Here is a 12,339-nt window from a genome sequence, read left to right as displayed (position 1 = left end):
CCGCTGGGGCTCCCGATGACCGACCCGGCCGACCCGCTGGAGGCCCCCCGATGACCGACCCGGCAGACACCGGCCCCGCCCCCGTGCGCATCCTGGTCTGCGACGACCACGTCGTCGTACGCGCCGGGCTGCTCGCCCTGCTCGACAGCGCCCCCGGCATCGAGGTGGCAGGCGAGGCGGGAACCGGCGAGGAGGCGCTCGCGCTCGCCGCGCGGCTGGCGCCGGACGTGGTGCTGATGGACCTTCAACTCGGTGAGGGTATCGACGGCGTGGAGACCACCCGCCGCCTCACCGAAGCCGGGGGCACCGCCCCGCACGTCCTGGTCCTGACCACGTACGACACCGACGCCGACATCACCCGCGCCATCGAGGCCGGCGCGACCGGCTACCTGCTGAAGGCCGAACGCCCCGAGGAACTCTTCGCGGCCATCCACGCCGCCGCCGAGGGCCGCACCGCCCTGTCCGGACCGGTCGCCAGCCGCGTCATGGCCAACATGCGCAGCCCGCGCCCCTCCCTCACCGACCGCGAACGCGACATCCTGGCCCAGCTCGCCACCGGACTCGGCAACCGGGAGATCGCCCGCGCCCTGTTCATCAGCGAGGCCACGGTGAAGACCCATCTGCGCCGCGTCTACGACAAGCTCGGCGTCGACACCCGCGCGGGCGCCGTCGCGGTGGCGAAGGAGCGGCGCCTGCTGCCGTGACGCCCTGCGGCCGTGACGGAGCGCCGCCTGCCGCCGTGACGCCCTGCCGCCGGGAGGGTCCGCTGCCGTGACGCCCTGCCGCGTGAACACCCCGCCGCCGGAACGCCGAAGGCCCCCCGGCGCACGACCGGGGGACCTTCGTACGGAACGAACGGGTGAGTGAACGTCAGACGTTCACGCCGAAGTCCTGGGCGATGCCCACCAGGCCCGAGGCGTAGCCCTGGCCGACGGCGCGGAACTTCCACTCGGCGCCGTTGCGGTACAGCTCGCCGAAGACCATGGCGGTCTCGGTGGCCGCGTCCTCGGACAGGTCGTAGCGGGCGATCTCGGCGCCGCCGGCCTTGTTGAGGATGCGGATGTAGGCGTTGCGCACCTGGCCGAAGTTCTGCGAACGGTTCTCGGCGTCGTAGATCGACACCGGGAAGACGATCTTCTCGATGTCGGCCGGGAGACCCGCCAGGTTGACGTTGATCGCCTCGTCGTCGCCGGCGCCCTCGCCGGTGCGGTTGTCACCGGTGTGGACGATCGTGTTGTCCGGCGTCTGCTTGTTGTTGAAGAACACGAAGTGGGCGTCGGAGTAGACCTTGCCCTCCGTGTTGACCGCGATCGCGGAGGCGTCGAGGTCGAAGTCGGTGCCGGTGGTGGTACGGACGTCCCAGCCGAGGCCCACGGTGACTTCGGTCAGGCCCGGAGCCTCCTTGGTGAGCGAGACGTTGCCACCCTTGGACAGGCTTACAGCCATTGTTGGGAGTCCCTTCCTTCGTTTATGTACGGCAAGAAAGCTACAGCTACCCCCATGAACGACGAGAGGGGTACGCAAGGTTCCTGCTCGCTTTACTTTCTTTACCGAGCCCGGGATCAGGATATTGGGGTGACGTGGGCGGCCCCGGGACGGGAACATGGACGGCATGTCCGGTCCCCATGTCATCCGCGGCTCCGTCTCCCTGCCCGAGGCCGAGCTCGTCTGGCGTTTCTCGCGTTCCTCGGGGCCGGGCGGCCAGCACGTCAACACCACGGACACGGCGGTGGAGCTCCGCTTCGACCTGGCGAGGTCCGAGGCCCTGCCGGAGGTGTGGAAGAGCCGGGCGCTGGAGCGGCTGGCCGGGCGGCTGACCGACGGGGTCGTCACCGTCCGCGCCTCCGAGCACCGCTCCCAGTGGCGCAACCGCGAGACCGCCGCCGTACGCCTCGCCGCCCTCCTCGCCGAGGCCACCGCGCCCCCGCCCAAGCCCCGCAGGCCGACCCGCATCCCGCGCGGTATCAACGAACGCCGGCTGCGCGAGAAGAAGCAGCGCTCGCAGACCAAGCGGGGCCGCACCCCGAAGAACTGGGACTAGCTAGCCCAGCTCCAGCACGCCCACCGTCTCGCCCTCGCTGGTCTCCCCGTTGGGGCGGAAGCCCAGCCCCAGATAGAAGCCCTCGGGGCCGTCCGGGCCCGGATGCCACGTCACCCAGCACTCCTTGCCGCCGCGGCGGCGCACCTCCTCCGCCACCGACTCCACGGCGAAGCGCCCGTACCCCCGGCCCTGCTCCCCGGCCGCGATGTTCAGCCGCCACAGCCCGGAGCGCCGCACGCTGCCGTCCTCGTACCAGTCGATGTCGAAGAAGGCCATGAGGAAGCCGACGGGACGGTCGCCGTCCACGATCAGGCGGGGCCAGGCGACGCCGGAATGGACGTAGGCCTCGGCGAGGGACCGCACCACCGGGGAGACGGCGAATTCCTGCTCGGGGTGCACCCGTATGCCGATGGCGGCCTCGAAGTTCGCGGGAGTGACCTCTTCGAGGCGGAGCGCGGTGCTGGTCGTCATGCGCGCACCCTAGGCACGCGGTGCGGGGACGGGCGAGCGAATTGCGGGTCAGCCCAGCTGCCGGTACCGCCCCTTGAAGTACGCCAGCGGCCCCCCGTCCGCGCTCGGCAGCGAGGCGGTCAGCACGCGGCCGATGACCAGGGTGTGGTCCCCGGCGGGCACCCGCTGCTCGGTGCGGCACTCCAGGGTCGCCAGCGCCCCGCCCACCAGGGGCGCCCCGGACGCCTCGCCCCGCAGATAGGGGATGTCCGCGAAGAGGAGCCGGTCGCTGACGCGGCCCTTCATCGCGAAGCGGCCCGCGATGTGCCGCTGGCTCTCGGACAGGACGGAGACCGCCCACAGGGGCTGCTCGTCGAGCAGGTCGTCCATGCGGGAGCCCTCGCGCAGGCTGACCAGGACCAGCGGCGGGTCCAGGGAGACCGACATGAACGCCGTGGCCGTCATACCGACGTCCTCGCCGCTCGGCGCCTGCGGGTCGTCGGGGTCGAGCGGCGGCTCCTGCGCGGTCACCAGGACCACGCCCGAGGCCAGCCGGGACATGGCGGCACGGAACTCCTCGTTGCTCACCCCCTCAGCATGCCCGGCGGCGGGCGACGGCGACGGGAGCGTGGGGGACGCGGAGGACGTGAGGGAAGGAGTGTTCGGCACCCCGCCACGCTAATCGCCGGTCCGCCGACGGGGCATCGGCCCCCGGTCCCAACCGGGACCTAGGACCACGGGAGGAGGCCCGGGGAGCCCCGGAAGGAGACCCGCACGAGCCCCGGAAGGAGACGTGCGCATACCTACAAACTTTGCGTTCAGTAAACGCACAGGGAAAACGCAGAAACACCACTCAATTGTTCATCTTTCGCTGTGACTTGAGTCACAAGGGGCGGTAATTGTTGACCCTGTGTACCGAGTGAGGAGCGCGCTGTGATTCAGTGGCGGGGAACCTGCAAGGGCACCATCAGTAAGGGCGCCGAAGAGAACCCTTGATTCGCTGCGAGGTCTCGGGGGGAGGGCGAGCATGGAGACCGAGTCGGAGCCCTACGTCCGCCTTGCGTCCCTGCGTCAACTGCACCAGGTCATGGCCGACATGAACACGGCCCGCAGCCTGGCCGACACCCTGCAGACCGTCGCCGACGGCGTCGTCCAGGCCCTCGGGTACGAGCTGGCGTGCGTCAACCTGGTCCGCCCCGACGGCGACCTCGTCGTCGCCGCCTTCTCCGGCAACCAGGCCGCCGAGGCGCTCATCACCGGCCGGGCGGGTTCCCGGGAGTCCTGGGACCGGCGCCTGGGCATGGGCGAGCAGTGGGGCGACCTGATCTTCATACCCCACACCGAGGGCTGGATCCTCGACGACGACGACGTCCCGCAGTGGTACACCGACGGGCCCGCGCCCCGCTTCGAGGACGAGTGGCACCCCTCGGACCGCCTCTTCGCCCCGATGTACGCGCCCGGCCCGCAGGGCAGTGGCAACAGCGGCGAGCTGATCGGCGTCCTGTCCGTGGACCGGCCGCGCAACGGCCGCCGCCCCGGCGCCTGGGGCCGCGAGGCTTTGCAGATGTACGCGTTCCAGGCCGCCATCGCGATCAGCAACGCACGGCTCCGCTCCAACATGCAGCGCGCCCTGGTCCGCCTGGAGCGCGACCAGCAGGCGCTCAGGGCCAGCGAGGAGAGCTTCCGGCAGGCCTTCGAGTACGCCCCCTCCGGCATGGCCATCGCCGAGATGGGCGGCGACCAGCACGGCCGGATCCTGCGCACCAACGACGCGCTCTGCCGCCTGCTGGGCCGCCCCGCCTCCGCGATGCGCCGCTACGCCTTCTCCGACCTCGTCCACCCCGAGGACATCGGCACCCTGCTGCGCACCTCCGCCGAGGGCGGCCGGGCCGAGCTGCGCCTGGGCCGCCGCGACGGCACCTACGTCTGGGTCTCGCTGCGCAACAGCGTCGTCGCCGACGCCGCCGACGGGCCGCGTTTCCTGCTCACCCACGTCGAGGACATAGAGGAACGCAAGCGCCGCGAGCTGCAGCTCGCCCACCGCGCCTCCCACGACTCGCTCACCGGCCTGCCGAACTCCGCCGAGCTGCGCTCCCGCCTCGCCGCCCGGCTGTGCCGGCGCCCGCAGACCTCGCACGCGGCCGTCGCCGACGCCATGGACGCGGCGTACGGGGACACCGCCGTCTTCGACTCCGGCGGCCACACCTTCGACTTCGGCGCGGTCGCCGAGCCGTACGGCGCCTACGACCACCATGTGCACGCCGTCGCCCCCGAGGACGGCCGCGACGACGGCACGAAGGGGCTCGCCGTCCTCTTCTGCGACCTGGACGGCTTCAAGTCGATCAACGACCGGTTCGGGCACAACGCCGGCGACACCGTGCTCATCGAGGTCGCCCGCCGGCTCAGCGGCGGCGTGCGCGACGGCGACACGGTGGCCCGGCTCGGCGGCGACGAGTTCGTGATCCTCGCCAACGGGCTCGGCCGGGCCGACGCCGAGGACCTCGCCGTACGGCTGCGCAACGAGATCATCCAGCCCATCCGGGCCGAGGGAAGGGCCGTCCGCGTGGGCGCCAGTTTCGGCATCGGGTGGGCCCACTGCGGCATGACGGCGGACGAAGTGCTGAAGTCAGCTGACGAACGGATGTACGTCGAGAAACGATCTCGTCCCAAACAGCACCGCCGGGCGGGATGATCACCAGGTCAGCGCGCTGATGCGGTCTGAGTCACCCGATTGGGTCAGCCGGAGCGGGTAGGCTCGCCATCTCACACCCATACCGCACACGCACCGCATTTGGTTAGGAGACCTAGGGATGACGCCCGGCAACAACGGCGCGAGCACGCCCGAGGACGACGACCCCTTCGGCTACCTCTACGCCGACGGGCAGGCCAACGGGGCCCAGCCGCCGTCCGGTGGCTACGGCTACCCGAACTCCGTCAACCGGGTGCGTCCCGTCGGCACCCGGCAGTACGGGGCGCCGCAGGGCCAGGCCGCCCAGACCGCCGCCTACGGCCAGGCCGCCCCGCAGCAGCAGGGCGGCTACGGCCAGCAGCAGGGCGCCTACGGCCGGTCGAACGCGCACTACGCCGCGCCGGAGACCTTCCCCGGCGGCGGTGCCCCCACCGCCCCGCAGCAGTCGGCGCGCGGCGGGGGCGGCGGGCGCCGCGGCCCCAACACCAAGGGCCTGCTGATCGGCGCGGTCGCGGTCGTCGCCGCGGTGGTCGTCGGCATCGCCGTGGCCATGACCAGCAGCGGCTCGGAGGACGACAAGGGCGGCAACGAGGCGGGCGGCGGCACCGCCCCCACCCAGTCCGGCACCACCGACCCGAGCCCGTCGGCGAGCGACGGCGCCGAGAAAGAGGTGAAGCTCCCGGCCGTGGACGCGAAGGCGCTGCGGCTGTCGCCCGGCGTGGCGACGGCGTCGGACATCGAGGGCGCCCGGTCGGACGGCGGTGTCTATGTGGCGAATCTCAACCAGCCCGGTGCCTCGGTCACCTGGACCGTCGACGGCATCCCCGAGGACGGCCTCTACACCCTCTTCGCCGGCTACAGCGCGGCCGGCGAGGACCAGTCGATGACCCTGACGGTCAACGGCAAGGAGTTCGGCAGCAAGCTGAACCTGGGCAACTTCACCGGCGCCAAGGACGGCGACTTCGCCAAGGGCTGGACCAAGACCTACGCCTGGCCCACCTTGAACAAGGGCACCAACACGATCTCGCTGTCCTGCGCCGACGGCGACAAGTGCAACGTCCTGCTGGACCAGTTCTCCCTGAAGAAGGGCCAGGTCAAGGACTGAGTCCTCGCCGACAGGCCCTCGGTCGACGACTCGGTCGAGGACCAGGGCCCGGCTGGCAGACCCTGGGGCGACACGGGCCGGCGCGTCACGCCGCGCCCGCCGCCTCCGCCGTCACCGCGACCCCGCGGCCGAGCAGCTCCTCGTACGCCCCCCGGTCGAACTCGCCCGCCACCGGTGCCCGCACCGTCGCCGCGGACAGGGCGACCGCGCGGGCCAGGCGGTCCGGCCAGGGCAGGTGCTCGACCAGGCCGGAGAGCAGTCCCGCGACCGCCGAGTCGCCCGCGCCGGTCGGGTTGCCGCGGACGTGGGCGGGCGGCGCGGCGCGCCAGCGGCCCTCCGGAGTCACCGCGAGCAGCCCCCCGGCGCCCAGCGAGGCGACCACCGAACGGGCACCGCGGCGCCGGGCGGCCTGGACGGCCCGCAGCGGCTCGTGCGAACCGGTCAGCTCGGCCAGCTCGTCGGCGTTCGGCTTGATCAGGTCCGGGCGGGCGGCGACCCCCCGGCGCAGCGGCTCCCCGCTGGTGTCAAGCAGGACGGGGACGCCGGCGGCGCGGGCGGTGCGCACCAGCCCGGCGTAGGCGTTCACCGGGACGCCCGGCGGCAGGCTGCCGCACAGGGCCACCGCGGCGGCGCCGGCCAGCAGGTCCTCGTAGGTCTCCTGGAAGGCGTTCCACTCGGCGGGTGCGACGGCCGGGCCGGGCTCGTTGAGCTGGGTGGTGTCACCGGTGCGTTCGTCGACGACGGCGATGGTGCGCCGGGTCGCCCCCGCGACCGGCACCAGCGCGTCGGCCACCCCGGGCACGCCGGTGAGCCCCTCGCGCACGACGTCTCCGGTGGTGCCGCCCGCGAAGCCGGTGACCGTCACCTCGTGCCCGAGGGCCGCCAGCACCCGGGCCACGTTCAGCCCCTTGCCGCCGGGGCGCTCCGTCACCGCGGTGATCCGGTGGGAGGCGTGGGGCCGGAGGGCCGGGACGCGGTAGGTGATGTCGAGAGCGGTGTTCAGCGTGACGGTGAGAATCACTGGTGCCACCTGTGTCACCTGCGTCGACCTCCCCCGATCGTCTGCGGCTGCCGTGTCCCCGGAAGTCGCCTTCCGGGGACACGATCATGCCAAATGGACGGCGGCGGGCCCACCCCCGGGATCGGCCACCGTCGACCGGTCCCGGGACCGACTCGGGGACGGATCAGCCCAGTTGGGGATCGACCACCCATTCGCCCCGGCGCATGACGCCCACCAGGTCGAACGCGTCGTCCAGGACCACCAGGTCGGCGTCCTTGCCGGGCTCCAGGGAGCCGACCCGGTCGGCCATGCCGAGCAGCCGCGCCGGGTTGGCGGAGATCGCCGCGACGACGTCCTCGACGGGCAGCCCGTCCACCGTCACCGCCCGCTTGAAGGCGCGGTCCAGGGTGAGCGTGGAGCCCGCGATCGAGCCGCCCTCCACCAGCCGGGCCACGCCGTCGGCGACCTCGACCTCCATCGGGCCGAGCAGGTAGCGGCCGTCGCCGAAGCCGGCCGCGTCCATCGCGTCGGTGATGAAGGCGACCCGGGCGGCGCCCGCGTGGTGGAAGGCCAGCTGAAGCGCGGCCGGGTGCAGGTGGGTGCCGTCGTTGATCAGCTCGACGGTGATCCGCTCGTCCTCCAGCAGGGCGGTGATCGGGCCGGGGGAGCGGTGGCCGAGCGGCGGCATCGCGTTGAAGAGGTGCGTGGCGACCGTGGCGCCCGCGTCGATGGCCTGGAGCGTCTGCTCGTACGTCGCGTCGGTGTGCCCGACCGCCGCGATCACGCCGTGTTCCGCGAGCAGCCGTACGGAGTCCAGGCCGCCCGGCAGCTCGGTGGCCAGCGTCACCATCTTCGCGTGCCCGTGCGCGGCGTCGACCAGCTTGCGGACCTCGGCCGGGTCGGGGTCGCGCAGCAGCTGCTCGTCGTGCGCGCCCTTGCGGCACGGGGAGATGAACGGTCCCTCGAAGTGGATGCCGGCGATGTCGCCCTGCTGGGCCAGCTCGGCGAGCACCCCGGCGTGCCGGGCGAGGAAGTCCAGGTCACCGGTGACGGCGGAGGCGACCACTGTGGTGGTGCCGTGCAGGCGGTGGGTGTGAACGCCCTTGAGGATGTCCTCGGCGGTGCCGCCGGCGAAGGAGGCGCCGCCGCCGCCGTGGTTGTGGATGTCGACGAAGCCGGGGACCACCCAGTGGCCCGACACGTCGACGACTTCGGCCTGCGGGGGCGCCGTGTCCGCGATCCGCGTGCCGTCGACGATCACGCGGCCGTCGTCCACGGTGCCGGCGGGCAGTACCACCCGGGCACCGGCGAGAACCTTGCTTGGGGCCATCAGGTGGTTACCTCCGGGGGAGTCGCGGTGGTGGGAGTGGTGCTGAGCGGATCGGTGCCGAGGGAGCCGGCGCCGGTGGAGTCGGCTCCGGTGGAGTCGGCGCCGGGCTGGCGGGCGCCGGGCGTTTCGGTGCCGGGACCGCCGGTGCCGAGCAGGTCCCAGGCCAGGAGCCCGGCACCCAGGCAGCCGGCGGTGTCCCCCAGCGCCGCGGGGACCAGTTCCGGAAGCCTCTGGAAGGTGACGCGCCGCCGGACGGCGTCCCGCAGCGGTGTGAACAAGGTTTCCCCCGCCTCGGCGAGGCCGCCACCGATGATCAGGACGCGCGGGTCCAGCAGAGTGAGCGCGGTGACCAGCCCGTCGGCGAGCGCGTCCACGGCGTCCTGCCACACGGCGAGCGCGCGGGCGTCGCCCGACTCGACGGCCTTGGCGCAGTCGGCGGCGTCCGCGCCCGGGTCGCCGCACGCCTCGGCCCACGCCTGGCTGACCGCCGACGCGGACGCGAACCGCTCCAGGCAGCCGCGCTGCCCGCACGGACACGGGGTGCCGCCGGGCCGTACGACGATGTGGCCGATCTCGCCCGCGAAGCCGTGGGCGCCCGACTCCACCCGGCCGTCGATGCCGATGGCGCCCGCGATGCCGGTGCCCAGCGGCACGAACAGGAACCGGTCGGCGCCCTGCCCGGCCCCGATCCGCCCCTCGGCGAGCCCGCCGGTGCGCACGTCGTGACCGAGGGCGACCGGGATACCGCCGAGCCGGTCGCCGAGCAGCGCCCGCAGCGGTACGTCGCGCCAGCCGAGGTTGGCCGCGTACACGGCGGTGCCGTGCTCCTCGTCGATGATGCCGGGGACGGCCACACCGGCGGCGCGCGCGGGCTCGCCGAACCGGTCGGCACCGTAGGCGCGCAGTTCGGCGGCGAAGTCCAGGATGCCCGCGACGACGGCGTCCGGCCCGCGGTCGCGGCCGGTGGCCCGGCGGGCCTGGTGCAGCAGCTCGCCCCCAGGCCCCGCCAGGGCGGCCTTCATCCCGGTGCCGCCCACATCGAGGGCGATGACATGTCTCACGGGGACAGTGTGGCCCGTTGACCCGGGAGAGGTCTAGTCCACTGCCGTGGTGTAGACCTTAATCCGTTAAACGAACAAGCGCAGGGTTGGGGATCAGGGTGCAGCGGCGTAGGGCAGGAACGATCGCGGTGGTGTCCGCGCTGGGCATGACAGCGGTCCTCGGCGGCTGCGGGCTCACCGGGGACTCCGGCGAGGTGACGCTGAAGCTGGTCGCCGCCGACTACGGCGACAGCGAGGCCAACAGCTCCCAGAAGTACTGGGACGAGCTGGCCAAGGCCTTCGAGGCCAAGCACCCCGACGTGCACGTGGACGTCACCGTCCACTCCTGGAGCGACGTCGACCGCGAGGTCCGCGAGATGGTCGAGGCCGGGGAGGCGCCCGACCTGGCGCAGATCGGCGCCTACTCCGACTACGCGGACAAGGACCTGCTCTACCGGGCCGACGACGTGCTCTCCATCCCGGTCCAGGCCGACTTCGTCTCCCAGCTCGCCGGCGCGGGCCAGGTCAACGGGGTGCAGTACGGCCTGCCCTTCGCGGCCTCCACCCGCGTGCTCTTCTACAACAAGACCCTCTTCAGCGAGGCCGGCATCACGCCGCCCAAGAGCTGGGACGAGCTGGCCGAGGCCGCCGAGGCACTGGACGCGGAGGGCGTGAAGTACCCGTACGCGCTGCCGCTGGGCGCCGAGGAGGCGCAGGCCGAGACGATGCAGTGGATGCTCAGCGGCGGGGGCGGCTACACCGACGACGTCGGCACCTACGCCGTCGACTCGCCGCAGAACGTCACCACCTTCACCTGGCTGCGGGACGAACTGGTCGGCAAGGGCCTCACCGGCCCGGTCGCCCCCGGCAAGCTCGACCGGGCCGACGCCTTCGCCGCCTTCGCGAACGGCGACGTCGGCATGCTCAACGGGCACCCCTCGCTGATGAAGATGGCCTCCGACAAGGGGGTGAAGTACGGCATGGTGACCACCCCCGGCATCGACGGCGAGAGCGCGAACACGCTCGGGGTCACCGACTGGATGACGGCCTTCAAGAAGAACGGCCACCAGGAGGAGATCGGCGACTTCCTCGACTTCGTCTACAGCGACGAGAACGTCCTCGACTTCTCCCGCCGGTACGACCTGCTGCCGGTGACCACGTCCGCGTCCCAGGTCATGAGCACGGCCGCGGAGGACAAGAACCTCAAGCCCTTCCTGGACGAACTGCTGCTCTCCGAGCTCTACCCGGTCGGCAAGACCTCCTGGGCCTCGGTCAGCGCGGACGTCAAGAAGCACATCGGCCAGGCGGTGGCCTCCGGCGGCAGCCCCGAAGAGGTGCTCGGCCGGATCCAGACGACGGCGATGCGGGCGGGCAGCGCGGAGTAGCGGCCCGCTGTCGGTGGCGGGCGTTACGGTGCCGTTCATGGACCTGGGACAGAGGGAGCACGACATCCTCGCGCTGGAGCGCCGCGGCTTTCCCGGCCCCGGTGCGAAGGAGCGCGCGATCCGCGAGGAACTGGGCCTGGCCCCCGTCCGCTACTACCAGCTCCTCAACGCCCTCCTGGACGACCCCCGCGCCCTGGCGGCCGACCCGGTGACGGTCAACCGCCTGCGCCGCGTACGGGAGTCGCGCCGCTCGGAGCGGTGAGGCAGCGGGCTGGCGGTGGCGAGGCGGGGGTGAGGTGGGGGTGGGTCGGCGGTGAGTCGGCGGTGGGATTGCCTTCCGCCCCGGCGGGATAGGTTCGCGGTATGGGCAGCCACCAGGACTCCATCCGTGACGACTCCCCGGACCACCTGCCGACCCCCGCGACGGCGGCCGGACGCGAAGGGCTCGACGCTCTCCTCGCCGATCCGGGCCGCGCGGTGATCGCCCTCGACTTCGACGGCACACTCGCCCCGATCGTCGCCGACCCCGACCAGGCCCGCGCCCACCCGGACGCCGTACCGGCGCTCGCGGCCCTCGCCCCGAAGGTCGCCGCCGTCGCGGTGATCACCGGCCGCCCGGCCGAGGTCGCGGTCCGCCACGGCGGCTTCGCCGACGTCCCCGGCCTGGACCACCTCGTCGTCCTCGGCCACTACGGCGCCGAGCGCTGGGACGCCGCCACCGGCGCCCTCACCACCCCCGCACCGCACCCCGGCGTCGCCGCCGTACGCGCCGGGCTGCCGGGGCTGCTGGAGCGCTCCGGGGCGGGGCAGGGCACGTGGATCGAGGAGAAGGGCCACGCGGTCGCCGTCCACACCCGCCGGGCCCCCGACCCCCAGGCAGCCTTCGACACCCTGCGCGCCCCCCTCGCCGACCTCGCCTCCCGCCACGGCCTGATCGTCGAACCGGGCCGCATGGTCCTGGAACTGCGCCCACCCGGCATGGACAAGGGCGCCGCCCTGCGGGAGTACGTCCGGGAACTGGACGCGAGGGCCGTCCTCTACGCCGGCGACGACCTCGGCGATCTCCCCGCCTTCGCGGCCGTCGACGCCCTCCGCACGCAGGCCACCCCGGGCCTCCTGGTCTGCAGCGGCAGCGACGAGGTCCCGGACCTCAGAAAACGAGCGGACGTGGTGGTCGACGGCTCGGAGGGCGTGGTGCACCTCCTGCGAGCCTTGGCGACGCGCCTCACCTAGCCGCCCGCCCCCGCCGCCCCGTCCCTTGGGCGTGCGTGCCGCCCGGGGCGGCACGGGTGGGCACTG

Annotated in this window: 13 protein-coding genes; 7 read left to right on the top strand and 6 right to left on the bottom strand. The window is 72.9% G+C overall.

Going from position 1 to position 12,339, the window contains the following annotated elements; translation table 11 throughout:
• Positions 1 to 50: 50 nt before the first annotated feature.
• Positions 51 to 704 (top strand): response regulator, encoded by a 654-nt coding sequence (locus ACIQ6R_RS19315; protein ID WP_404222580.1) that lies wholly within the window; start codon positions 51 to 53, stop codon positions 702 to 704.
• Positions 705 to 870: 166 nt separating this feature from the next.
• Here ACIQ6R_RS19315 and ACIQ6R_RS19310 read toward each other — a convergent pair whose 3' ends face one another.
• The gene (locus ACIQ6R_RS19310) at positions 871 to 1,446 is read right to left on the bottom strand and encodes a TerD family protein (protein ID WP_121747691.1); all 576 of its coding nucleotides are present in this window, start codon (positions 1,444 to 1,446) and stop codon (positions 871 to 873) included.
• A 157-nt stretch (positions 1,447 to 1,603) separates the two neighbouring features.
• Here ACIQ6R_RS19310 and arfB point away from each other — a divergent pair, with 157 nt between their 5' ends.
• Positions 1,604 to 2,041 carry an alternative ribosome rescue aminoacyl-tRNA hydrolase ArfB gene (gene arfB / locus ACIQ6R_RS19305; RefSeq protein WP_404176193.1) on the top strand — a complete coding sequence of 146 codons (438 nt, stop codon included), beginning with the start codon at positions 1,604 to 1,606 and terminating at the stop codon, positions 2,039 to 2,041.
• Here arfB and ACIQ6R_RS19300 read toward each other — a convergent pair whose 3' ends face one another.
• The gene (locus tag ACIQ6R_RS19300) at positions 2,042 to 2,512 is read right to left on the bottom strand and encodes a GNAT family N-acetyltransferase (protein WP_404222578.1); all 471 of its coding nucleotides are present in this window, start codon (positions 2,510 to 2,512) and stop codon (positions 2,042 to 2,044) included.
• 48 nt (positions 2,513 to 2,560) lie between these two features.
• Positions 2,561 to 3,160 carry a flavin reductase family protein gene (locus ACIQ6R_RS19295; RefSeq protein ID WP_404176188.1) on the bottom strand — a complete coding sequence of 200 codons (600 nt, stop codon included), beginning with the start codon at positions 3,158 to 3,160 and terminating at the stop codon, positions 2,561 to 2,563.
• A 358-nt stretch (positions 3,161 to 3,518) separates the two neighbouring features.
• Between ACIQ6R_RS19295 and cdgB the strand changes: the two genes are divergently transcribed.
• On the top strand, positions 3,519 to 5,183 hold the full coding sequence (gene cdgB, locus ACIQ6R_RS19290) for a diguanylate cyclase CdgB (protein ID WP_404176185.1): 1,665 nt from the start codon (positions 3,519 to 3,521) through the stop codon (positions 5,181 to 5,183).
• A gap of 118 nt (positions 5,184 to 5,301) precedes the next feature.
• Positions 5,302 to 6,285, top strand: coding sequence for a carbohydrate-binding protein (locus tag ACIQ6R_RS19285; RefSeq protein ID WP_404222577.1), 984 nt, complete (start codon positions 5,302 to 5,304; stop codon positions 6,283 to 6,285).
• An 85-nt stretch (positions 6,286 to 6,370) separates the two neighbouring features.
• Here ACIQ6R_RS19285 and ACIQ6R_RS19280 read toward each other — a convergent pair whose 3' ends face one another.
• The 3 genes from ACIQ6R_RS19280 to ACIQ6R_RS19270 form a co-directional block, all read right to left on the bottom strand.
• A complete protein-coding gene (locus tag ACIQ6R_RS19280; protein WP_404222678.1) occupies positions 6,371 to 7,306 on the bottom strand; it encodes a 1-phosphofructokinase family hexose kinase in 936 nt (311 codons plus the stop codon).
• 163 nt (positions 7,307 to 7,469) lie between these two features.
• Positions 7,470 to 8,615, bottom strand: a complete 1,146-nt coding sequence (gene nagA / locus ACIQ6R_RS19275) for an N-acetylglucosamine-6-phosphate deacetylase (protein WP_404222576.1) — start codon at positions 8,613 to 8,615, stop codon at positions 7,470 to 7,472.
• A complete protein-coding gene (locus tag ACIQ6R_RS19270) occupies positions 8,615 to 9,637 on the bottom strand; it encodes an ROK family protein (RefSeq protein ID WP_404222677.1) in 1,023 nt (340 codons plus the stop codon). The genes nagA and ACIQ6R_RS19270 overlap by 1 nt, the downstream gene beginning before the upstream one ends.
• A gap of 185 nt (positions 9,638 to 9,822) precedes the next feature.
• Between ACIQ6R_RS19270 and ACIQ6R_RS19265 the strand changes: the two genes are divergently transcribed.
• The 3 genes from ACIQ6R_RS19265 (at position 9,823) to otsB (ending at position 12,273) form a co-directional block, all read left to right on the top strand.
• Positions 9,823 to 11,040, top strand: coding sequence for an extracellular solute-binding protein (locus ACIQ6R_RS19265; protein WP_404176689.1), 1,218 nt, complete (start codon positions 9,823 to 9,825; stop codon positions 11,038 to 11,040).
• A gap of 37 nt (positions 11,041 to 11,077) precedes the next feature.
• Positions 11,078 to 11,302 carry a DUF3263 domain-containing protein gene (locus ACIQ6R_RS19260; RefSeq protein ID WP_404176177.1) on the top strand — a complete coding sequence of 75 codons (225 nt, stop codon included), beginning with the start codon at positions 11,078 to 11,080 and terminating at the stop codon, positions 11,300 to 11,302.
• A gap of 101 nt (positions 11,303 to 11,403) precedes the next feature.
• A complete protein-coding gene (gene otsB, locus ACIQ6R_RS19255) occupies positions 11,404 to 12,273 on the top strand; it encodes a trehalose-phosphatase (RefSeq protein ID WP_404222575.1) in 870 nt (289 codons plus the stop codon).
• The last annotated feature ends 66 nt before the right edge of the window (positions 12,274 to 12,339 follow it).

This window comes from Streptomyces sp. NPDC096048, assembly GCF_044763415.1.
Taxonomy (GTDB): domain Bacteria; phylum Actinomycetota; class Actinomycetes; order Streptomycetales; family Streptomycetaceae; genus Streptomyces.
This window is presented reverse-complemented; position numbering and strand designations above follow the sequence as displayed.